Annotated in this window: 25 protein-coding genes; 5 read left to right on the top strand and 20 right to left on the bottom strand. The window is 53.2% G+C overall.

Annotation, left to right across the window (positions count from 1 at the left end; translation table 11 throughout):
* Positions 1-4: 4 nt before the first annotated feature.
* The 9 genes from ACR64Q_RS01535 to ACR64Q_RS01495 all read right to left on the bottom strand — a co-directional run bounded on the left by ACR64Q_RS01535 (position 5) and on the right by ACR64Q_RS01495 (position 6,088).
* A complete protein-coding gene (locus tag ACR64Q_RS01535; protein ID WP_026603263.1) occupies positions 5-322 on the bottom strand; it encodes a CcdB family protein in 318 nt (105 codons plus the stop codon).
* Position 323: 1 nt separating this feature from the next.
* Positions 324-563, bottom strand: a complete 240-nt coding sequence (locus ACR64Q_RS01530) for a type II toxin-antitoxin system CcdA family antitoxin (RefSeq protein ID WP_026603262.1) — start codon at positions 561-563, stop codon at positions 324-326.
* A 226-nt stretch (positions 564-789) separates the two neighbouring features.
* Entirely contained in the window at positions 790-1,212 is a 423-nt protein-coding gene (locus ACR64Q_RS01525; protein ID WP_026603261.1) for a thioredoxin domain-containing protein, read from the bottom strand.
* Positions 1,209-1,505: a HypC/HybG/HupF family hydrogenase formation chaperone gene (locus ACR64Q_RS01520; protein WP_026603260.1), complete on the bottom strand. Its 297-nt coding sequence runs from the start codon at positions 1,503-1,505 to the stop codon at positions 1,209-1,211. Before ACR64Q_RS01520 ends, ACR64Q_RS01525 begins: the two co-directional genes overlap by 4 nt.
* Positions 1,505-2,194 (bottom strand): HyaD/HybD family hydrogenase maturation endopeptidase, encoded by a 690-nt coding sequence (locus ACR64Q_RS01515; protein ID WP_313733363.1) that lies wholly within the window; start codon positions 2,192-2,194, stop codon positions 1,505-1,507. The genes ACR64Q_RS01520 and ACR64Q_RS01515 overlap by 1 nt, the downstream gene beginning before the upstream one ends.
* 89 nt (positions 2,195-2,283) lie before the next feature.
* Positions 2,284-2,979, bottom strand: a complete 696-nt coding sequence (gene cybH, locus ACR64Q_RS01510; RefSeq protein ID WP_313733362.1) for a Ni/Fe-hydrogenase, b-type cytochrome subunit — start codon at positions 2,977-2,979, stop codon at positions 2,284-2,286.
* Complete coding sequence (locus tag ACR64Q_RS01505; protein ID WP_313733361.1) at positions 2,976-3,191, bottom strand: hypothetical protein; 216 nt, start codon at positions 3,189-3,191, stop codon at positions 2,976-2,978. Before ACR64Q_RS01505 ends, cybH begins: the two co-directional genes overlap by 4 nt.
* 9 nt (positions 3,192-3,200) lie before the next feature.
* Positions 3,201-4,997: a nickel-dependent hydrogenase large subunit gene (locus tag ACR64Q_RS01500; RefSeq protein WP_313733360.1), complete on the bottom strand. Its 1,797-nt coding sequence runs from the start codon at positions 4,995-4,997 to the stop codon at positions 3,201-3,203.
* Positions 4,997-6,088, bottom strand: a complete 1,092-nt coding sequence (locus tag ACR64Q_RS01495) for a hydrogenase small subunit (protein WP_026603255.1) — start codon at positions 6,086-6,088, stop codon at positions 4,997-4,999. Before ACR64Q_RS01495 ends, ACR64Q_RS01500 begins: the two co-directional genes overlap by 1 nt.
* 531 nt (positions 6,089-6,619) lie before the next feature.
* Between ACR64Q_RS01495 and ACR64Q_RS01490 the strand changes: the two genes are divergently transcribed.
* Positions 6,620-7,069: a hypothetical protein gene (locus tag ACR64Q_RS01490; RefSeq protein ID WP_313733359.1), complete on the top strand. Its 450-nt coding sequence runs from the start codon at positions 6,620-6,622 to the stop codon at positions 7,067-7,069.
* Between the two features lie 115 nt (positions 7,070-7,184).
* Here ACR64Q_RS01490 and ACR64Q_RS01485 read toward each other — a convergent pair whose 3' ends face one another.
* From ACR64Q_RS01485 to gcvH, 9 genes are all read right to left on the bottom strand, one after another.
* Positions 7,185-7,514 carry a hypothetical protein gene (locus ACR64Q_RS01485; RefSeq protein WP_020483434.1) on the bottom strand — a complete coding sequence of 110 codons (330 nt, stop codon included), beginning with the start codon at positions 7,512-7,514 and terminating at the stop codon, positions 7,185-7,187.
* Positions 7,515-7,703: 189 nt separating this feature from the next.
* Positions 7,704-8,219 (bottom strand): 3'-5' exonuclease family protein, encoded by a 516-nt coding sequence (locus ACR64Q_RS01480; protein ID WP_020483436.1) that lies wholly within the window; start codon positions 8,217-8,219, stop codon positions 7,704-7,706.
* A gap of 41 nt (positions 8,220-8,260) precedes the next feature.
* On the bottom strand, positions 8,261-8,893 hold the full coding sequence (locus tag ACR64Q_RS01475) for a protein-methionine-sulfoxide reductase heme-binding subunit MsrQ (RefSeq protein ID WP_313733358.1): 633 nt from the start codon (positions 8,891-8,893) through the stop codon (positions 8,261-8,263).
* A 2-nt stretch (positions 8,894-8,895) separates the two neighbouring features.
* Complete coding sequence (gene msrP / locus ACR64Q_RS01470) at positions 8,896-9,825, bottom strand: protein-methionine-sulfoxide reductase catalytic subunit MsrP (RefSeq protein WP_313733357.1); 930 nt, start codon at positions 9,823-9,825, stop codon at positions 8,896-8,898.
* 130 nt (positions 9,826-9,955) lie between these two features.
* Entirely contained in the window at positions 9,956-10,435 is a 480-nt protein-coding gene (locus tag ACR64Q_RS01465) for a hypothetical protein (RefSeq protein WP_313733356.1), read from the bottom strand.
* Positions 10,428-11,243: a nucleoside triphosphate pyrophosphohydrolase gene (gene mazG / locus ACR64Q_RS01460; RefSeq protein WP_313733355.1), complete on the bottom strand. Its 816-nt coding sequence runs from the start codon at positions 11,241-11,243 to the stop codon at positions 10,428-10,430. Before mazG ends, ACR64Q_RS01465 begins: the two co-directional genes overlap by 8 nt.
* The gene (locus ACR64Q_RS01455; protein ID WP_020483441.1) at positions 11,240-12,172 is read right to left on the bottom strand and encodes a carbohydrate kinase family protein; all 933 of its coding nucleotides are present in this window, start codon (positions 12,170-12,172) and stop codon (positions 11,240-11,242) included. Before ACR64Q_RS01455 ends, mazG begins: the two co-directional genes overlap by 4 nt.
* A gap of 104 nt (positions 12,173-12,276) precedes the next feature.
* A complete protein-coding gene (locus tag ACR64Q_RS01450) occupies positions 12,277-12,636 on the bottom strand; it encodes a diacylglycerol kinase (protein ID WP_020483442.1) in 360 nt (119 codons plus the stop codon).
* Between the two features lie 9 nt (positions 12,637-12,645).
* Positions 12,646-13,029 carry a glycine cleavage system protein GcvH gene (gcvH, locus tag ACR64Q_RS01445; RefSeq protein ID WP_313733354.1) on the bottom strand — a complete coding sequence of 128 codons (384 nt, stop codon included), beginning with the start codon at positions 13,027-13,029 and terminating at the stop codon, positions 12,646-12,648.
* 166 nt (positions 13,030-13,195) lie between these two features.
* Here gcvH and ACR64Q_RS01440 point away from each other — a divergent pair, with 166 nt between their 5' ends.
* On the top strand, positions 13,196-14,224 hold the full coding sequence (locus ACR64Q_RS01440) for an efflux RND transporter periplasmic adaptor subunit (protein WP_313733353.1): 1,029 nt from the start codon (positions 13,196-13,198) through the stop codon (positions 14,222-14,224).
* 7 nt (positions 14,225-14,231) lie between these two features.
* Here the strand turns inward: ACR64Q_RS01440 and ACR64Q_RS01435 are convergent, their stop codons facing one another.
* Entirely contained in the window at positions 14,232-15,272 is a 1,041-nt protein-coding gene (locus ACR64Q_RS01435; RefSeq protein ID WP_026603245.1) for an MJ1255/VC2487 family glycosyltransferase, read from the bottom strand.
* Positions 15,272-15,793, bottom strand: a complete 522-nt coding sequence (locus ACR64Q_RS01430) for a phosphatase PAP2 family protein (RefSeq protein WP_020483446.1) — start codon at positions 15,791-15,793, stop codon at positions 15,272-15,274. The genes ACR64Q_RS01435 and ACR64Q_RS01430 overlap by 1 nt, the downstream gene beginning before the upstream one ends.
* Positions 15,794-16,069: 276 nt before the next feature.
* Between ACR64Q_RS01430 and ACR64Q_RS01425 the strand changes: the two genes are divergently transcribed.
* From ACR64Q_RS01425 to ACR64Q_RS01415, 3 genes are all read left to right on the top strand, one after another.
* Entirely contained in the window at positions 16,070-17,527 is a 1,458-nt protein-coding gene (locus tag ACR64Q_RS01425; RefSeq protein WP_020483447.1) for a TrkH family potassium uptake protein, read from the top strand.
* Positions 17,528-17,625: 98 nt separating this feature from the next.
* On the top strand, positions 17,626-18,555 hold the full coding sequence (secF, locus tag ACR64Q_RS01420) for a protein translocase subunit SecF (RefSeq protein ID WP_313733352.1): 930 nt from the start codon (positions 17,626-17,628) through the stop codon (positions 18,553-18,555).
* A gap of 48 nt (positions 18,556-18,603) precedes the next feature.
* Positions 18,604-22,254, top strand: a complete 3,651-nt coding sequence (locus ACR64Q_RS01415) for a pyridine nucleotide-disulfide oxidoreductase (RefSeq protein WP_313733351.1) — start codon at positions 18,604-18,606, stop codon at positions 22,252-22,254.
* Positions 22,255-22,274 lie beyond the last annotated feature (20 nt).

Here is a 22,274-nt window from a genome sequence, read left to right as displayed (position 1 = left end):
AGACTCAAAACCCCTGAAACAAAAAATCCAACGCGGCCCCAATCTCAAACCGCTGCGCTTCCAACGACATAATCGGTGATTTCAAAATCCGAGCCGGAACAGCTGCCAATTTCGGCGTTTCCAACACACACTCAAGACCATCGACCACCACAATCGGGCTCAAATTAGTGGGTAATTTGACTGCCGGAAAGCGATCAAGCCGGCGCAGCGGTACGACGACTCGACTCTCCAAAGAATTCAAGACATCGCTTTGCACATCCAGCAGATACGGTACGTCGTCAGACGTTGTACTGCTATTGCGGTAAACATCGAAACGCGCCATGTCAGAAAGACCGCCATTCGTCTAGCGGCAAACCGTCTTGCTCAATCGTTTGGTTGTAGGCTGCGATAAACTCGGCATGCTCTTGCTGCCAACGCCTCTCTCTTTCGCCGCGCACCAACTCGCGCAGGTGTCGGTCGCAGGCCTGCGAAATATTGATATTCAATGCCTTGGCCTCTGCGAGCACATCGGCAGACAAGGTGATGTTGGTGGCTTTCTTTGAGGCGCTGTTCGTGGCTGCCATGATGTTGTCTCCATGAGTACGGCTTTATTATGCGCATTGTACTCCAACATAAAGACTGTTGGAGTACTGCGCAATAGTGACACCAAATTGTTAAAGAGCCGGTGAGAACTTAATCCTCGACCAAAAAGCGCGCTAGCCAGAAAACTGGCTTTTGGCTTCGAATGTTGGGTTACGCTCTATCGAGCTTTTATGCCCTCGGGTAAACCCAACCTACATTTTTTGAAAACTAAGCATGCCCAACCCCACAAACCTTCCCAAGATCAAACCCCGGCGGCTGCCCCGGCTCGGCGGCCAAAATCCGCGCAAACTCCTGCCCGTATTCCGCCCAATCCTTAATCCCGGTAATCACGCCCAGATACTCACCGCCGCGCAAAAACACCAAAGACGGCCAACTGGTAAATCTAAACCTGGCCTGCAATTCGCGTTCGATGGATTTATCGATCACCGCACCGTGTAAACGCCCAGCAAAGGCTTTTAACAACTCCGGCAAAATCACGGCCACATCGTGGCTTTCCGGAAACATCATGGGATCGTTGGCAAAGAACAGTACAACGGTGTCACGACCGTGTACGAATAAATCATAACCATCGGCATCCAGCAGCGGCAGGCCATGGCGGGTTTGCAGTTGCTCCAGCAAGGGTGTGCTCATGTTCTTAAAAACTCCGGCAGTTCGGGTTCGCGGTCGACCAGATCGGCGAATAAATGATCGAAGTTGGTTTCACCTTGCATGGCTAAACGCATGGCTTCCAAGGCATCGGCGATTTGTGCGGCGCGTTCTGCTGAGATAACTTCCCGAGCCGCATCCAGAAATACCAGCAACCAAGTGCCGGCGACTTGTTCGCCCACCAACATCATGTCGATCAGCGTGGTTTGGCCGCGATACTCGCACAGCGCGGAATCGCCGAGGGGTTCAATGACTTGCATGGGGATGCCGATGCACATCAGTATTTGCCCCGATAATCGACATCGACTTGCAAGCTGGGCAGGTCGGAAGCGGGCGGCGGCTTCACCTCAAAAGCAGCGGATAACACGATGCGCTCGTCGCCCAACCGGCAGGCTTGTTCGGGAGAAGGGCGTTCTTGCTCGTAGCGTTGGATATTCAAGATCGGATCGGCCAACACTTGCGGCCTGTCCACGCACTCAGCAGCGACGCCGAACCTTTGCAGATAAGTCAGAGCCATCTCAATAGCCGGTTGAATTTGCGCTTTGACGGCGGGTCGCAAGCTGCCGCCGTAGTCTTCCAACTCCTCCGGCTGCACGCCAATCAGCAGTAAATGCTGAGGATATTCACCCAGCATTTGCGCCAGGGCCAATACTTCCTGAAAGCCGGTTTGGTGCAGGCTCATTTTCTTCGCGCCCAGGAAATTCGGCACCTCGTCATTTTCAACGCGCTTCATGGTGGCCGGCGGCAAGCCGTAATCCACCGCGTCGAACACCACCAGCACGTCCGCCGCTTGCACATGTTCAATCAGGTATACGCCTTGCGTACCACCATCCACCACTTGCACGTTATCCGGGAAACGGTAGTGCTTTTGCAGATGCTCGATAACGCGCACGCCAAAGCCTTCGTCAGCCCAAAGCAGGTTGCCGATGCCGAGCAGCAGGATGTTGTTGGATGGAGTACTTGCCATGGCTCGCTCAGACAAGCGTAGGGTGGGCACAATCAAGTGCCCACCGTTCGATTCCGCGTGGGCACAAAAACCGTGCCCACCCTACGAATTTAATGGGCATCGTCCACCGGTTTGTCGTCTTTAAAAGTGCGCCAGCCGCTCACAATCGTCGAAAGCATGCTCTGCCCGGACAATTTATCCTCGCGGACCGCGACATAAACATGAATCAACACGAAGCAGACGATGAACCACATCACCAGATGATGCCAGGTGTGCACGGTTTGGCTGTCGCCAAACAGCGGCAACAACCAACTGCTGAACAGCGTGTATTGCCAACTGCCTTGGCCCTCACCTTCGCCGTACAAGGCAAAGCCAGTGAAGATCATGAACAGAGAGCCCCACACCAACACGAAATGCATCGCCAAGATCGCAAGCGGGTTATGCCCGATGTAGTGGCGCGGCGACTTGGTCAGAAAGGCATACCACAAGACTTCTTGCAGGACACCGTCCCAGAAATGCGCTTGCCAGAGCGGTGGCAGAAAGATTTGCCGAGCATGTTCGTTGCCGGCAAACGCCCAGTAAATGCGGCCCAGAAAGCCGATCACCAGTACATATCCCGCGGCAAAATGCGCGAAACGGATATAGCCCATCAGAAAATGCTCGCTAGCTTCGCCAACCGGAGACGGCAACGGCGATGCGATCAGATAACCGCTGACCGCCAACACCGTGATCGCCAGCGCGTTAACAACGTGCCAGAGTCTGACCGGCAGTTCGTAAACATAAACCGGAACCAAGGGCGCGCTCATAAAGGTCTCCGCCACCGACTAGCCCAGCAGACTGCGATGACAGCCAGCACCAGTAATATTAACGTGCCGCCCAGGGCATAAGGCATAGACAAGCCTTGGATAAAAAACAGATGTTCCATAGCATGGGTCAGACTATCTATACCGGGATGACTGTGGGCTTGGGCATTGCCGGCCAGCGCCAGCAGAAACAGAATCGAAAATAAATTTTTCATGGCTATTCCTTATCTGACTTGGACGCGGGTTAATTCGGTGCCGTCGGGACTAATCACATGCGTCGAGCAGGCCAGACACGGATCGAAACTATGCAGCGTGCGCAAAATTTCCACCGGTTCGTCCGGCACCTCGACTTTGGTGTTCATCAACGAGGCCTCGAACGCGCCGATATTGCCTTGCTCGTCGCGGGGCGAACCATTCCAGGTAGTAGGCACCACGCATTGATAGTTGGCGATTTTAGTATCTTCGATTTTCAGCCAATGGCCCAAAGCACCACGCGGCGCTTCGGTAAAGCCCACGCCTTTGACGCTACTCGGCCAGGTTTCCGGGTCCCAGCGCTCGACATTGGCCGTGGCTAAATCGCCGGCTTTTAGATTGGTGATCAATTTGTCCATGAAATAACGCATCTTGCCGGCGGCCCATTGCGCTTCCAAGCCACGTGCGGCGGTTCTGCCCAAAGTCGAGAACAAGGCGCTGACCGGCACATCCAGGGTTTTCAAAACAAAATTGATTTGCTCGGTAATTTCCTTGTTGCCTTGCGCATAGCCGATCACGTAACGGGCCAGCGGGCCGACTTCCATGGCGTGTCCGCGCCAGCGCGGCGCTTTGATCCAGGAGTATTTGGCGCTTTCGTCCAGTTCCTGAATGTTGGTGCGGTCGCCCTTGGTTTTGGAGCCGATTTTATAGTTCGGCTCGGTAATACCGTCATAAGGATGCAAACCTAGCGCTTCGTCCGGATATTTGTACCAAGAGTGCGGCACGTATTCCTTGATCTGCTCGGGGTCGGTCAAATCCACTTCGTGGACTTTGGTCAGATCGCCGTTGATGATCGCGCCGCGCGGCATCAGCAAGTTAGCAGCGGAATAATCGTTGGCTTTATCCGGGATGTCTCCATAAGAGAGCATGCTGGCACCGGCCAAACCACCGCCGTACATCCAGCCTTTGTAGAACTGGGCGATAGCCAGTAAATCCGGAATATAAACCTGATCGATAAAGGTAATGGTGCGGTCAATAATCGACGAAATCAGGTTCAAGCGCTCCATGTTCACCGCACCGACCGCGCCGACGCCGTCCAGATTGATCGCACAAGGCACGCCGCCGACCAGCCAGTTCGGATGCGGATCTTTGCCGCCGAAGATCGTGCGGATTTTCATGATGTCTTTTTGAAAGTCCAGCGCTTCCAGATAATGGGTCACTGCCAGCAAATCAGCTTCGGGCGGCAATAAATAGGCCGGATTGGTCCAATAGCCGTTCTTGAACGGGCCGAGCTGGCCAGATTCGACGAATTTTTTCAGGCGATTTTGGGTGTCGCGAAAATAGCCCGGCGAAGATTTGGGATTGCTGGGCGAAATCTGTTGCTGCAAGGCCGAGGTCGCTACTGGATCGGCCTTCAAGGCGTTGACCGGATTCACCCAGTCCAAGGCATGCAAATGATAGAAATGCACCAAGTGATCGTGCGCTTGCAGACTGAGCTGCATGATATTGCGGATCGAATTGGCATTTTCCGGGATCTTGATTTTCAAGGCGTCCTCGACCGCCCGCACCGAGGTCAGTGCGTGAGTACCGGTGCATACCCCGCAAATGCGTTGCACGAAAGCCCAGGCGTCGCGCGGGTCGCGGCCCTTCAAAATCACTTCCAGTCCGCGCCACATGGTGCCGCTGGAGATAGCGTTACGGATGATGTTGTCGTCGTCGATGTTGACTTCGCAGCGCATGTGGCCTTCGATGCGGGTAACCGGATCGACCACGACGCGGCGACCGGCGTCGTTTAAATTAAAACCATTGGGGGTGTTTCGGACTGTCATTATTGTTCTGCTCCTGGTTGTTTATCCCCGGATTGTTTGGCGCGACTCAAGGCCGTCAAACCCGCATGCGCGGCGACGCCGGCACCTACAATCGCTGCGGCGGTGCCGCCGACCACATCGGCGTTGGCTTCGATACCAAATTGATTGATACCGGTGAGGCGGTCGTAAAAACTGCCTTTATCCCAGAAACCGTCTTCGGAACAGCCGATACAGCCGTGGCCGGATTGAATCGGAAACGAGGTGCCTTCGTTCCATTTCACCGTGGAGCAGGCGTTATACGTGGTTGGCCCTTTGCAGCCCATTTTGTACAGGCAGTGGCCTTGACGGGCGGCTTCGTCGTCCCATTGTTCGACAAACTGGCCGGCATCGAAATGCGGCCGTCTATAGCATTTGTCGTGGATGCGCTGGCTGTAGAACATTTGCGGCCGGCCTTGTTTATCCAGGGTCGGCAGTTTGTCGAAGGTCAATAGATAAGCCACCACGGCGGTCATCACTTCCGCAATCGGTGGGCAACCAGGCACCTTAATAATCGGCTTGTCGGCTAAACCGGGGACTTTATGTACCGGCGTCGCCCGAGTGGGATTAGGCTTGGCGGCTTGTACGCAACCCCAAGAAGCGCAAGAACCCCAGGAAATGATAGCTTTGCAACTCTCTGCGGCATATTTCAGTTGCTCAACAAACGGCTTGCCGCCGATGATGCAATACATGCCGTCTTCGGCCAACGGCGGATTGCCTTCTACGGCCAGAATGTAATTGCCTTTGTATTTTTCGACGATCTCGGTGACGATAGCTTCGGCATTATGGCCGGCGGCGGCCATGATGGTGTCGTCGTAATCCAGCGACAACATCGACAAAATCACGTCTTTGGCTAGCGGATGGCCGGAGCGAATAAACGACTCCGAGCAACAGGTGCATTCCAAGCCGTGCAGCCACAATACCGGGATACGCGGCTTGGTTTCCATCGCGTGGGCAATTTTCGGCGCGAATGCCGGCGATAGGCCCAGCGAGGCGGCGGTTAAACTGCAAAATTTCAGAAAACTGCGGCGGGTGATGCCTTGCCTGCGCATCACATCGTAAAAGGTTTCGATCATGGATACTCCAGTCGTCGTTATGGCTAATCAAAGTGACTGGCTTGACGACACCGCGCGAGGTTAGGCGCTGATGGTTGTTATCCAGTAGCTTTAATAGCAGGTTTTCAAAGCCGCCCCCGCAGCTATGCCGACCGGAATTCGCCGGAAGGTTGAAAACCTTTGCTTGTTATTATTTAGGTGACAACACTAAGAACCAGCGTTGCCCCGCCTTGCCAGAGCAACATCTATGCCGGCCATAGGGCAACGCTAAAACCTTTGCATTAGTGGGACTATTAGCGTTTAACGCGGCTTAGCCTCTGTCTGCTAACTAACAAACCCAACAAAACCACACAATGATTGCCAGAAATACGACATATGCATAGCTTTTAGAATGGGGCTTCGAAAACCTGTCCAGCACTTGGTTGACAGCCCCAAGCGGAGGCGACTAAAGTGAATAACCGTCCTCGAAGTATTTGAAGACTGGATTAACTCAAAATAATTAAGCGGAGACGGCACTAAAGTCCGTTCCACCGCATCGCCGGGAGAGCTCTTATGAACCGCGTTATCGTGCTGATGTTACTGACGATTTTTAATACCAATGCCCTGGCGGATTGGGACCCGGAACTGGAAGCTCAAGAACAAGCACAGCGCGAAGCTACCCAGCGCGCCGAACAAGCCAGGGCACGTGAGGCGCAAAAATTGATTAACGAAGCCAATGCCAAGGCAAACCGGGAGATGATGGGCAGTAAGCGTAAAAACCTGGGCGCGGCGGCCAAGGGCAAATCGGATGCAGAAGTGAATCGTCTGTACGACGCCAAGATCAAACAAACCACGGAAGACGCCAATCGCTTGGCTCAGGAGGCTCGCAGTGCGCTTAGTCAAGGCCAAGGCGCAGCGGCGGTAAAACAAGTGACCGGCAAAAGCCTGCATGAATTGGAAAATATGTCCGATGAGGAAGCCGAAGCCCTATCGCGGGAATTGGAAAAGAAATACGGGCAATGACGAATGCAGCCCGGCACGCGTGCAGTGCGGAAAAATCAAATGGGCTAAGCTAATCAACGCTGGATATTCACGTTAATCCAGCGCATGTTCTCGACCAAGGAATGCCCGCGTTTACTCACTCGCTGTCTATCTCTTGTTCCAGCAAAGTCCGCAGGCCGGCCGGCATTTCCAGCGTTTCCGGATCCCAGCCTTCCAGCTCCAGCACATCTTTCAGGCATTCTTCCATGATCAAATGGGCTTTCTGGGTAGCATCGGCGATGCGCTGATGTACTCTGGTTTGCACCTCGCTACCGCTGCGCTCGGAGCAATTGGCCTGATAGTCGAACAGCTTGCGCAAGCTATCGATTTGTCCGCCAACCTGCGACGGGCAGGAACACATATACAAAATGCCCTGAACGTTGATGCGTTTGAGTTGCTGATTGCTAAATTGGGTTTCCAGTTTCATGATGCGAGCTCTCGATTTTCTCGTTTATTATAATTATCGGGTTGGCGCCAACCCTGGCTCAAATTGTTTTTCGCCAAATACGCCGCTAAGCTTCGGCCGGCGGCATAGGCTATCAAGGCCACGGCCAGTTATCAACTTTAGGCAAATTAGTTGCGCTGCAAGAGGCGAATTTCGGCAATCAATTCAACCTCAAGCCGGCGTGAAGCCACTGTTAATCAATTGTCGGGTACGGGCATAGGTTTCCTGAATGATTAAGGCATCGGTACTGGCCCGATGCCGCAACAAGGCCATATCCTGAATCACTTGCCGTTTGGTTTGGGTCCAGATGTCCATTTGCGCTTCTTTCAATATCATTTCCAACGCGCTGAGATAAAAGCCCGGCTGTACGCCGCAGCGAAAAAACAAGCGAGATAACCAAGGCTTATCGACCACCCAGCCGTCGCTATACACCGTTTTACCGGCTAAAAAATCATTCAATTCGCTGGCTACCAGAGCGATGGGCTTTCCATAACTGATTAAAGTCTCTCGACTCAGTCCATGCACTCGTTCGGCTTGCGCGTCCCAATAAGTCCAGTCACTCGCAGGCTTGATCAACGCGCAATATTTTTGCCCGTTTCCCAATACCACGCCTACTTCGATGGGATAACTATCGAAGCCAAACCCGGAAGCTTCGAAATCGATTACATTCGGTCTGATGATTTGCAACTGAGCATCCCTTTGCACATCGTAAAACGTGTAAGCCTAGCCTATATCGACGAATACGAACGACGTAAACGGGCAGATTTAATTTTATAAAACCAGCGCAAGGCCAGTAACAAAGCCAGTATCCCGCCGAACAGCAGCGGCCGGCTCAGATCTTTTTTGACTAGCCAGGCAAAATGCACCACCCCTGCAGCGGCAATCGGGTAAACCATACGGTGCAAGCGTTTCCAATTTTTGCCGCCGAGCCGGCGCTGCATAGCATTCGTGGAGGTTACGGCCAAAGGAATCAGGAACAAGAACGCCGTAAAACCGATAGTAATGTAGGGACGTTTCAGGATGTCTTTGGCTATTGCCGACCAATCGAAAAACTGGTCCAAAACCAGATAAGTCAGAAAGTGCAGACAGGCGTAGAAAAAGGCAAACAATCCCAGCATACGTCTAAGCCGGATAAGCCAGCTTGCGCCGCTCAGTTGCCGCAGCGGCGTGACGCCGAGGCTTATCAGCAAAAACGTCAATGTCCAGTAACCGGTGTTATGGGTGATTTTTTCGATGGGGTTGGCACCCAATTCGTCTTGCCAAGCGGCCGTCAACAATAGCGCCAGGGGCAACAAAGCCGCCAAAAACACTAACTGTTTTAGACGCCGCAGGTGAGTATCGTCAAGCGTTTTCCAATTCACAGTCAAAAGTTTTTAGTCAAATCCATGCCGGCATACAAGCCGGCGACTTGTTCGGCGTAACCGTTGAACGACAGGGTTGGCCGCTTTAGAAAATCGCCGAGGCGGCGTTCTTTGGCTTGACTCCAGCGCGGGTGATCGACTTCCGGATTAACGTTGGCATAAAATCCGTATTCGCTGGGGCCGGCCTGCATCCAACTGGTCGTCGGTTGCTGCTTGACCAAGCGAATCTTAACGATGGACTTGGCGCTTTTGAAGCCGTATTTCCACGGCACGACGATGCGCACCGGTGCCCCGTTTTGATTGGGTAACACTTCGCCGTATAAGCCAAACGTCAGTAAAGCCAAGGGATGCATGGCTTCGTCGATACGCAGGCCTTCGCGATACGGCCATTCCAGGACAGCGCGCCGCTGCCCGGGCAGTTGTTCGGGGTCGTGCAGGCTGACGAACTCCACATAACGAGCCTCACTAGTCGGCTCGACTTGTTTCAGCAACTCCGCCAAGGGATAACCTAGCCAGGGAATCACCATCGACCAAGCCTCCACGCACCGCAAGCGGTAGATGCGCTCCTGCATCGGCGCCAGTTTCAGTAAATCCTCGATGGCAAATTGTTTAGGCTTACGGACTTCGCCTTCCACACTGACCGTCCATGGCCGAGTTTTTAGGCGGCCAGCCATTTTGGCGGGACCTTCCTTGCTGGTATCGAACTCGTAGAAATTATTGTATTGGCTGATGTCTTCCAGCGGCGTCAATTTATCGGTCAGGCCGTAAGCCTCGGAGAGACTACTTGCCAGTTTTTCCCCGCCAACCGCAGCTCCCGCCAACAACGCGGCAGAGCCGCCGAGTGCCAACTGCATAAAATGCCGGCGCTGGTAAAACAGCTCGCGTGGCGTGATTTCGGAAGCGGGAATTGCGGGGATGCCGGGGAGTTTCATGGGGACGCCTCTTGAAAAGTTTAGATCTACTCGACCATAAACCGGGCCGGCAGTTCCGCTTACGCCCAAGTCAGACCAGGGGCTTTGTCCATTTGGCCGCCTGTGTCTGCTTAAAGAGGACCTCTAAACTCTATTTGCGCGGCTTTTTCTTGCTATCCGGTTTTTTGGCCGTCGTCTTTTTTGCGGCGGTTTTTTTTGCAGACTTACTGGGCTTGGCTGCTTTTTTATGCGCCGATTTCTCCGGCTTTTCCTCCGCGGTCACTTTCTCAGCGTCAGTTTGCGCAGACTGCTCTGCCAGATCCGCGCTATCCGGCGGCAAATCCGGCATCGGCAATACGGCGGTTTCGTTGCCGTCATCAACGGCGGACCGGTCACAATCCGGTAAGTCTTGATCTTCAGGCGAGCAAATTACGCGATAGATGATTTTCCGGTCGTCGTTTTTGCCGGTTTTGGGTTCGAGCGGTTTAACAACCGGCGCGGTGTCATCGGAGATTGTCCCCAATAATTCGGCCGTTGCGCGGCCGCTATATACCCAGACGCTGAAAAGCACACTCAAATAGCACGCTTTGTAACTTGAGGGTTTGAAGCCACCCTTGCGCAAATTAGCCATTGTTCTGCAATTGCTTTAAGTGACGCTTGGCTTCGTTCCATAAGCCGTCCAGCTCCGCCAATTCGCAATCGCGCAACTCACGGCCGGAGGCTTCCACCTGCTTCTCGATGTAATTAAACCGACGGGTGAATTTTTTAGTGGCTTCGCGCAAGGCAATTTCCGGATTGACTTTCAGATGCCGGGCCAGATTGACCACCACCAGCAGCAAATCGCCGATTTCTTCCTGAATATGCGGTTGATCGCCTGACTGCCAGGCTTCGTGGACTTCTTGCAATTCTTCGCGCACCTTGTCGAATACCGGTTCCGCTGCCGGCCAATCGAAACCGTGGCTGGCGGCGCGATTTTGGATTTTTTCGCACTGCACCAGGGCCGGCAGACTTTGCGCGACGCCGGCTAACACACTTTCGGTCGTTTGTGCGGGCTGTTTAAGGCGGCGTTCCTGCGCTTTGGCTGCGTCCCAGGCTTGTTGGCGCTGTTCGTCGTTGTCGAATTTAACATCGGCAAACACATGCGGATGCCGGCTCACCAGTTTCTCGCTGATTGCCGCCGCCACCTGTTCAAAGTCGAACAAGCCGCGTTCTTCGGCAATCCGCGAGTGAAACACTACCTGTAACAACAGATCGCCCAATTCGCCGCGCAAATCATCGAAGTCATTGCGTTCGATGGCGTCGGCCACCTCGTAGGCTTCTTCGATGGTGTAGGGAATCAGGCTATGGAAATCTTGCTTGACGTCCCAGGCACACCCCTGTTCCGGGTCGCGCAAGCGGGCCATCAAAGCCAGCAGTTCCTGGGTTTTAGTCAAACTCAAAATGTCGAACCAAACGTATCCTGATAGCGTTTTTTGAATTCCGCCATCGTAAAGGTGTGGTTCTGGGTGCCGTTGTGCTCGATTTTGATCGCGCCTAACAGGGAAGCAATCCGACCGGTCACATCCCAATCGTAATCGTTGATCAAACCGTACAGCAGACCGGCACGATAAGCGTCGCCGCAGCCGGTGGGGTCCAGCAGTTGTTTGGGCTTGGCTGGCGGAATATCGATGCATTCGCCGCGGGTATACACTTTGGAACCGTTGCCGCCCAAGGTGATGATCAGGGCATCGACTTTTTCGGCGATTTGCTCCAGCGTCAAGCCGGTTCGTTGTTGCATCAATTCCGACTCGTAGTCGTTAAAGGTGGCGTAATTGGCCAGCTCCAGAAACGCCAGCAACTCGTCGCCATCGAACATGGGCATGCCTTGACCGGGATCGAAAATAAACGGAATGCCTTGCTCAACAAACTGCTGGGCGTGCTCCTGCATGCCTTGTTTACCGTCCGGCGAGACGATGCCGATGGTAATGCCAGAGTCGGCCGGCACGGTGTTTAAATGCGAAAAGCTCATCGCCCCGGGATGGAAAGCGGTGATTTGATTGTCGTCTACGTCGGTAGTGATGTAGGCCTGGCCGGTGTAATGGTCATCCAGCACCTTGATATACCGGCTGGAAATGCCGCATTGGCTCAGCCATTGCGCGTAGGGTTCGAAATCGTGGCCGACGGTCGCCATGATAGACGGCTCTTCCTGCAACAATTTCAGGTTATAAGCAATGTTGCCGGCACAGCCGCCGTATTCGCGGCGCAAGGCCGGCACCAGGAAAGACACGTTAAGCATGTGTACTTTCTCTGGCAGGATGTGATGTTTAAATTTGTCGTGAAACACCATGATGGTGTCGTAGGCCATGGAGCCACAGATCAATGCACTCATTATTATCCTTGTTTGACGATTTCAGCCGCCCTAAGGTAACGGATGTTTGAAATAGGCACAAGACGAAAGCGACAAAATCAGCCGCGCTTCGTCGTCTTTACCGCTTATAACAAAATCAACGCCCAAGTCACGCCGGCCCAAATCAAGGACAACATAACCGCCGCCGAGCCTATGTCCTTGGCGCGTCCGGATAATTCGTGATGTTCGAAACCGACTCTATCCACTACGGCTTCCACCGCGGAATTCAACAGCTCCACCAGCAACACCAGTACCACGCTGCCGATCAACAAGACTTTTTCGATGGCGGTTTGCCCCAGCCAAATCGCCAACGGCGTCGTTACCACGAACAAGGCCACTTCCTGACGAAACGCCTCTTCATGCTGCCAGGTGGCCTTAAAGCCGGCGACCGAAAAAAAGCAGGCATTAATCAGCCGCTTAAATCCCTTTGCATTTTGATTTGCCATTGATTATTCCTACTCCTCGATCAGGGTCCGATAGGCATCGGCATCCATTAATTGTTCCAGTTCCGCCGGATTATCGGCTTTGATGCAAAACAGCCAGGTCTGATACGCGCCGTCATTCACCAACTCAGGCTCGTCCGACACCGCTTCGTTGACCTCGACCACACTGCCGCTGACCGGGCTGAACAAATCGGATGCGGTTTTTACCGATTCCACTACCGCCAGCTGTTCGCCCGCCTTCACGACTCTGCCGACATCCGGCAAGCCGATAAAAACGATGTCGCCCAACTCGGACTGGGCGAAGTCGGTAATACCGACGCGCACGACATTGCCGTCTTCCAGCTTGGCCCATTCATGGGTTTGCGCATATTTCAAATTTTCAGGTGTTTCACTCATTTGCATTTCCCTCAAGCCGTGACAGTAATCCAAAAGGATAACCGGCTATTTTTTTAACACAACAAAAAATTACAGACGTCAGCCCAAACTTTATAATCCCAACTCTATGGGGAGCACTTACAACAAGTTCGGCCATTAAGACGTCAAACTACATTTAACAAAATTCATGCGAATAGCACTTTTCCTAGCAGGCTGGCTTAGCTTTGTTAGCCTGACTCCGACCTCCGCCAGGGCGGACGATGACGACGCCCCCGCACGCACCGCCCAACCGAAACCGGCCGGCAGCAATGCCGCCCCCGAGGTGTTACAGCTAGACAGCGCCGCGCAAAAGCTGGCCGGCATTCAAACCCAAACACTCGTAGCGGTTAAACAAACGCCCGAATTTGCCGCTTACGGCACGGTGGTCAACCCGGAACCGCTGCTGAGCATCCGCCAGCAATTCCTGGCCGCCAGCGCCCAGCAAGACAGCGCCCAAGCCCGTTACAGCGAAGCGGCGCAAAACCTGAATCGCACCCGAGACCTGCATCAACAAGACATCGTTTCCACCCGCCGCCTGCAGGAACAGCAAGCGATCTGGCAGACTGACAAAGCCAATCTGGCCGCCAACAGCTACCAGCAACAACTGATCGCCGCCAACAGCCGGCTGGTCTGGGGCGACACCTTGAGTAGCTGGTTTACCAAAGCCCAAGATAAAAACGCCACGCAACTGTTGGAACATCAAGCACAATTGCTGCAAATCACCCTGCCCGCCAATAGCCGGCTCGATCCGGGCGTCAAGCTTATCCATATTCAGGAACGCGGCCAGCGTCAAGCAGCCTTGCCCGCCGCGCTGATTTCCGCGGCGCCTCAGGTCGATCCGGTATCGCAAGGTCCGCGTTATTTTTTCAAATGTGCGGACTGCCGCCTACCATTCGGCACCCATATCACTGCCTGGATTCCGGAAGGCGGCCAAATCAGCGAAGGGGTTAATATCCCGGAATCAGCCCTGATCTGGCATCTGGGCCAAGCGTTTGTATTTATCAAAACCGATGCAGAACATTTCAGCCGGCGCGCGCTAAAGCAATACAGCAATAGCGGCCAAGGTTATTTCGTAGCCGACGGCTTGCGGCCCGGCGAAGAAATCGTCACCACCGGCGCGCAAACGCTGTTATCGCAACAATTGAAAGGTCTGATACCCGACGAGGATAAGGATTAGAGCCCGCTTAGTATTTGATCGGCAACACTTGAACCGACTCCCAAACCCGCTCGGTGAACTCCGCATCCATCGCCGGCATGCCATCCTGAAGCCACTGCACAATAACTTTAGCGATATTGGGGTAGGTAACATGCACAGCATGTGGATTGTGCAGCCAGTCCTCGATCACTGCGTCGTCCAGATCGAACATCGTGTGACCGTAGCCCAGTTGCTTTAAAGCCTCGGCATTGGAAATCTGCTCCATTTGCGCGTGTAAGGGCTTGACGAGAATCTTCTTGCCCAATTGCAAGGACTCGCTGGCCAATTCGAACCCGGCATTGCTGATAATGCCGGCGCAATCGTACAAGTCGCGCTGAAAGCCTTCTCTGGATAGTTGTTTGCAAACGATGTGCGGATATTTCGATACCGCCGGTTCCGGCGCATAGACGTGAAACTCGAAATTTTCGAACGGACACAACAGCTTAACCACCGCTTGCGGGTCTTCGAAGGGCAAATATACCACTATCTTATTGGCTTGGGTATTTTGCGGAAACTCCGGCGTTTCGATAATCGGCGGCAAGATCGGCTGACCGAAATGATGCCAGTGCAAGCCGATGCCGATGTCGGCCGGCGCGAAATACTTCATCACCTGCTCGGCAATCGGATCGCCGCCGGCACGGGGAATTTTGTGTCTAAACGCATATTGATGGCCGATCCCCAGCACTTTTTTCTTTTGCCGTTTCGCGGCCCAAGCGGTAACCGGCTCGAAATCGCTGATCACCAGATCGTAAGCGCTTAAATCCAGACTGTTGATGTCTTTGACAAAACGAATCGGGCTGGCTTCCAACGCGGTTTTCACATAACTGACCTGGCCGTTGTGGGTGTTAAAGGTCAAGCCGGTTTTGACTTGATAACCGTTAAACACTTCCATGTCGAAGTATTTCTCCGCCGGCCGGCCGGTAAATTGGAAGGTGACATCAAAACCCGCCGCGTATAGTTCTTTCGCCATCACTCTGGCGCGGGTGATATGTCCATTGCCCGTGCCTTGCACACCGTAAAAAATTTTCATCATAAAATGTAATCGAGACTAAAAATTGCCGTACTAACCCCCAAGACCACGCCCATCAGCGTATCGGTGGGGAAATGCACGCCCAAAACCACTCTGGAAAAACCGACCAGCGCGGCCCAAACATAAAGAACCGGCAGCAACGACGGCGCAAAATACCCTACCAAGGTTGCCACCATGAAAGCGGCAGAGGTATGTCCGGAGGGGAAACTGAACTGATCCGATGGCGTAATCACGCTTTTGAAATCCGGTAACGCTTGCTGCGGGCGGTTGCGCTTAAAGCCTTTTTTCAGCAGCGTATAGACCGGCCTTTCGATCAAAAACGCCAGTATCATGGCCCGCAACAACGCATCGTTGATGCCTTGATCCCAGTAAAGCCAAGCCGCGAGAATGACGTACAGAAAACCGTCGGCGGTGCGGGAAATCATGCGGCAAAAGCGCACTAAATAGGCATGAATGGCAACACTGTTTAGCCAAGTAAACATCGTCACGTCGTACTTATGGATCGAGTAAATCAGCTTCATGGTCTGGCCCTCGTTGTTTGCCGCACGCGTCGACCGCGAGCTTCGTGCAGCAGTTGAAAATCGTCGATTTTCCGTTTCACGTTTATCCCTGATAACGAGGCCAGCTTAGAGATGCTTTGTGACAACAATATGAAGCTTTGTTTAAGCTTATGTGACAGGCCCATTTCGGCGATTGTTTGTTACAATTGCCGGCTGCGGGGCGCTCGGCTGTTTGGTGCGCTCGACCGGCGATCCATAACAACACGGCAAAACCTTTTCGGTTTTAATCAGGGCACTATGCAACGTTTTTGCACTTTAGGGTTTGTACTCGGCCTGATCTTGATGGTCTTCGGCATCACTTACACGCTACCGATAGCCACTTCGCTGTACTTCGAGGATGGCATGGTCGATCATTTCTTGAACGGCATGTCGCTGAATATCGGGGTCGGCAGCCTACTATCCGGCATAACCATGCGCTTTCGCGGCGAAGTAAAAACACGCGACGGCTATTTGTTGGTAGCCTCTTTCTGGATATTGATGTCTGCAACAGCAACATTTCCGTTGCTTTGGGGGATGCCGGGGCTATCGTTTACCGATGCGTTTTTTGAAACCACATCGGGGTTAACCACCACGGGAGCTACCGTTTTCGTCGGCCTGGATAATTTGGCACCGTCGCTAAACCTCTGGCGCCACGAATTGAACTGGATCGGCGGCCTAGGCATTATCGTTTTGGCGGTAGCTATCTTGCCACTACTGGGAATCGGGGGCATGCAGCTTTACAAAGCCGAAATCTCCGGCCCGATCAAAGACAGCAAACTGACGCCACGAATCACCGAAACCGCCAGACTGCTTTGGATAGTCTATGCCGGCATTACCGTTGCCTGCATCGTATCCCTGAAATTGGCAGGCATGAGTTGGTTCGACGCCATTTGCCACGGCTTCGCGACGATGGGCCTGGGAGGCTTATCGACCCATGACGCCAGTGTCGGCTATTTCGATTCTCCGGCCATCGAACTCGTTCTAACCGTGTTCATGCTTATTTCGGCGATGAATTTTGCCGTGCATTTTCAAGCCTTGCATCAGCGCAGCGCTAAACCCTACTTAGAAGATCCGGAGGCCATTCCCATGCTGGGCGTAATTGCCGGCAGTATTTTGTTATGCACCGGGCTCATCTGGTATCACCATGTTTATCCCGATTTTCTCACCGCTCTGCGCCATGTCACTTTCAACCTGGTTTCGGTTGGCACTTCCAGCGGCTTCGTTAGCGTCGATTACGATAAATGGCCGCCGTTTGTGCCTTGGTGGATGCTTTATTTGAGCTGTATCGTTGCCAATACCGGTTCCACCGGCGGCGGCATCAAAATGTTCCGCACCATATTGTTATGGAAACAGGCCGGACGGGAAATGTTCAGCATTCTGCATCCGCGCGCTATCAATCCCATACGCATCGGCGGCACTCCCGTCGCCAATAAGATTATTTTCTCGGTTTTAGCCTTTATTTTTCTTTACTTCATTTCGATTGTAGTTCTAACTTTTTCGCTACTATTTTCCGGCTTGGAGCCGATTTCAGCACTCAGCGCGGTACTGGCATGCATCAACAACGCCGGCCCAGGCCTTGGACAGGTAGGGCCTGCCAGCAATTACCAGGGTTTAAGCGATTTCCAGACCTGGATTTGTTCGATTGCAATGCTGTTGGGGCGCTTCGAAGTCTTTACTCTGATAATGCTTTTTACGCCTGCTTTCTGGAGAAAATAGTACAATTCTCATCCCTTTAAGCAGACAAACTTAGTTTTATTGCCGAACCATTAAATCCGGTCGGACCACAACCATAATTATTTATCAGGAACATTGGCATGACTTCCGCTTCACACATTGATTTTCTTAGTAAAAGAAAACTGGCCTTTTACTTTTCCGGCACTCTGCTATTGATTTCCATTGTTTCGTTTTTCGTCAAGGGTCTGGATCTGGGCATAGACTTTACCGGCGGCAGCGTCTACGAATTGCATTACAACCAAGCGGCGGATCTGGACAAGATGCGCAGCACACTGGAACAACAAGGCTTCGCCGATGCCAATCTGCAACATTTCGGCAGCGCGGCCGATGTGTTAATCCGCCTGAAACCGGTAGAAAACGTTAGTCAAAAAGAACTTAGCGAAAAAGTGCTAAGCGTCGCCAATAGCAGCCAAAGCCAACCTGGCGAACTGCGTCGCGTAGAATTCGTCGGCCCGCAAGTGGGGGATGATTTGGTCAACGATGGCGGTCTGGCGCTATTCTTCGCTTTTGTCGGCATCATGGTCTATGTCAGCATTCGCTTCGAGTGGAAATTATCCTTGAGCGCGATCGCGGCTTTATTCCACGACAGTATCATTACGATGGGTTTTTTCTCGGTATTTGGCTGGGAATTCGACATGACCGTGTTATCGGCGATTTTGGCCTTGATCGGTTATTCCATCAACGACACCATCGTCGTCTACGACAGGATTCGCGAAACCGTCCGCTCTAGCCGAATCAAGGAATCCATTAACGCAATCGTTAACACCGCGCTGAACGACACTCTGAGCCGAACTATCCTGACCTCGTTGACCGTATTTTTAACGCTGTTGGCTCTGGCATTCCTCGGCGGCAAAACCATCCACGGCTTTGCCATTGCGATGCTGATCGGCGTCGTTAAAGGCACCTACTCATCGATTTACATTGCCAGCTCACTCGCTCTGAGCCTGGGCTTGAGCCGCGACGACCTGATGCCGCCCGCCAAAGACAGCGTCGTCGACGACATGCCTTAACCCGAATTTTCATTTATCACTTCAAGCGAACGCTCACGGAATAACTTGATGACACAAAAGCTTAATACTCGCGACCTTACCCAACTCACCCTCGGCATCCCCGGCTTCGAATATAAAGATTTATACGATGCCAAACGTCTGTCTGATTTGTTGACAGTATTCGATCAGTCGGTACAGCAACACGATGCAGCCTTGTTTGCGGAAATTACCGCTTACCGCGCCTGCGGCGGCGAGGGCATGAAGCCGGAGGACATTTCCGAGTTATTGGTGAAGATGGCGCCGCTGGTCGGCACCTTTGTCGCGCGTTTGTTCAATGTCAACGATGTGCGCGAGCAACAAATCGGCAATATTCGTGGCGAATTCGACGCCGTGTTTGTTTATCGGACCGAAATCGTCGGCACCTTGAACAAACTGTTCAAAGGCCAAACTATCGAAGGATGGGATATTGCCGCATTGCGGGCCCAACTGGATGGCTTGTTGACCGCCGCCGACAAACAGGATTTATTCCGGGCCGACCCGGAATTGGCGATCAGCCAACTCGGTGCCGATTTATGGCGCTTGTCGCAACAGGCAGAGATTGCCGATGCCGACGTTGCCCCGTTCAAAGACCAATTGACCGGTTACGACAGCACTGCCGCCTTGGTAGCCGGCTTGCTGGACATCGTCCGCCGCTGGAGTTTTGCCGCCCAACACGACCCAGAATTGCAAGCCTATGTAGCCAAATGGGTGAGCTTCAAAATCCCGGAAAAAACCAATCTGGACAATCTGGTTGACCACGAAACCGTGTCGCCAAACGGTTTTGATGTTTGGGCTTGCGACGATCACCATCACCGTCGCCGGGACGGCTTTGCCTTGACCGACAAACGCTTCAAACAGCGCCAGGTGCTATATGAAGTAGATCATTGCATTTACTGCCACGACCGCGACAACGATTCCTGCTCCAAAGGCATCAAGAACAAAAAAGACGGCACGTTCAAAACGAATCATTTGAGCGCACTGATGACCGGCTGCCCGCTGGAAGAAAAAATCTCCGAGATGCATGTAGTCAAACGCCAGGGTGACAATATCGGCGCGCTGGCGATGATCATCATCGACAATCCGATGTGCCCCGGCACCGGCCACCGGATATGCAACGATTGCATGCGCGGTTGTATTTACCAAAAAACCGAGTCGGTGAATATTCCGCAAATCGAAACCAATGTGCTGACCGACGTGCTGTTCATGCCGTGGGGTTTTGAAATATACAGTCTGTTGACCCGTTGGAACCCGCTGAATATCAAGCGTTCCACTGCCCTGCCTTACAACGGCAAGAATGTACTGGTAGCGGGCATGGGCCCTGCCGGCTATACCTTGGCACACTATTTGTTGAACGAAGGCTTTGGCGTGGTCGGTATCGATGCCTTGAAAATCGAGCCGCTACCCCTGCATTTGACCGGCGACCGCGACAATGTGCCAATGCCGATCATGGACTTTCAAGACCTTTACGAAGATCTGGATAAGCGTGTATTGCTGGGCTTTGGCGGCGTGGCCGAATACGGCATTACCGTGCGTTGGGATAAAAACTTTTTGAAAGTCATTTATCTGACCCTGCTACGTCGCAACGCCTTTAAGTGCTACGGCGGCGTGCGCTTTGGGGGCACCATCACTATCGATGAAGCCTGGGAGATGGGTTTCGATCATATTGCCATCGCCAGCGGCGCCGGCAAGCCGACGGTGATCGATCTGAAAAACAACATGACCCGCGGCATCCGCAAGGCCTCAGACTTTTTGATGGGCCTGCAATTGACCGGCGCGGCCAAAGAATCCTCGCTGGCTAATTTGCAGGTGCGTCTGCCGGCCGGCGTCATCGGCGGCGGCTTGACCGCCATCGATACCACCACCGAATTACTCGCCTACTACCCCGGCCAAGTCAGCAAGATTTTGCATCGCTACGAAAAACTGGTGGCCAAATACGGCGAAGCGACGGTACGCAGCCGTTACGATGGCGAAGAATTGGAGATTCTGGAAGAGTTTTTAGCGCATGGCCGGGTGATCGAACAAGAACGCGAACGTGCCGCGACCGCTGGTGAAATGCCTAATTTCCTGCCTTTCCTGAAACAATGGGGCGGCGTGACACTGTTCTACCGCAAAGGCATCAAGGATTCGCCGGCATATCGGCAAAACCACGAAGAAATCCACGAAGCGCTCTCGGAAGGTATTTACCTGGCCGAAGGCATGAGCCCATTGGAAGCTATCGAAGACCAATACGGCCATTTGCAAGCCGTACGTTTTGAGAGGCTAACCGAACAAGACGGTAAATGGCGCAAAACGGATGAAGTGGAAGTGAAGCTACGCGGCCTGTTCATCGCCGCCGGCACAGCTCCCAACACGATCTACCAGTCCGAGCATCCCCGCACTTTCGCGATGGAAGGCAAATTTTACAAGCGCCACGAACCCGACTGGTTGGACGGCAAGGCGCAACTGGCGCCGATGGCCGACGAAGCGCAAGTCAAAGTGGGCAAACCGGCACCGTTTACTTCCTATCACAGCAACGGCCGGTACATCACTTTTTATGGCGACAACCATCCGGTTTATGCCGGCAACGTGGTAAAAGCCATGGCCAGCGCGAAAGACGGTTATCCGTATATCGTTAAACTGTTTGCCAACGAGATTGCTGGATTGGATGCATCACAGCAACCGCAACGCGATGCCCGGTTACGCGACTTACAGGACAGACTTGATGCGACTTTCCTGGCGCATGTCGTCGAAGTGAATCGCCTGACACCAACCATCATCGAAGTGGTCATCAAAGCGCCCGCAGCTGCGAAACATTTCGAGCCTGGCCAGTTCTATCGGGTACAAAACTACGAATCACTGGCCCCTGTAGTCGAAGGCACGACGCTGGCCGCCGAAGGCTTGGCACTGACCGGTGCCTGGGTAGACAAAGAAAAAGGCTTGGTTTCCTTGATTGCCCTGGAAATGGGCAGCTCCAGCCGCTTATGCGCAACCTGGAAAGTCGGCGATCCGCTGGTGTTGATGGGCGTAACAGGCGCCCCGACCGAAATTCCAACCGGCAAAACCGTTTTGCTGCTGGGCGGAGGTTTGGGTAACGCGGTATTGTTCTCAATCGGTAAAGCTATGCGCAATGCCGGTAACAAGGTGTTGTATTTCGCCGGCTACCGTAACAGCGAAGACTTGTTCAAAGTCCCGGAAATCGAAGAGGCGTCCGACGTGATCGTTTGGGCTGTCGATGACCGGCCAGGCAACGACGCGATACCCGTCACCCGACCTCAGGATAAAACCTTCGTCGGTAATATCGTCGAAGCGATGGCGTCCTATGCCACCGGAAAATTGGGGGAAACCAGCATACGTCTGCAAGACGTCGATCACCTGATCGTCATCGGCTCGGATCGGATGATGGCAGCGGTAAAAGCGGCACGCTTTGCCGCATTAAAACCGTACTTGAAGGAAGGCCACGAGGCGGTCGGCTCAATCAACTCGCCTATGCAATGCATGATGAAAGGCGTCTGCGCCCAATGCTTATGCAAACACGTGGATCCGGAAAGCGGCGAAGAGAGCTTTATGTACTCTTGTTACAACCAGGATCAGGCGCTGGACTATGTCGATTTCCCGAATCTGGCTGCCCGTCTGCGGCAAAACACGGTACAGGAAAAATTGTCCTCGCTCTGGCTGACGTATTTGCTGGAAGCCCAATCGTAACAAGATAGGCTGACTTTCAG

Source organism: Methylomonas sp. 2F7, from assembly GCF_057126975.1.
The sequence above is the reverse complement of the archived record's forward strand: the minus strand, read 5'-3'. Positions and strand labels throughout refer to the sequence as shown.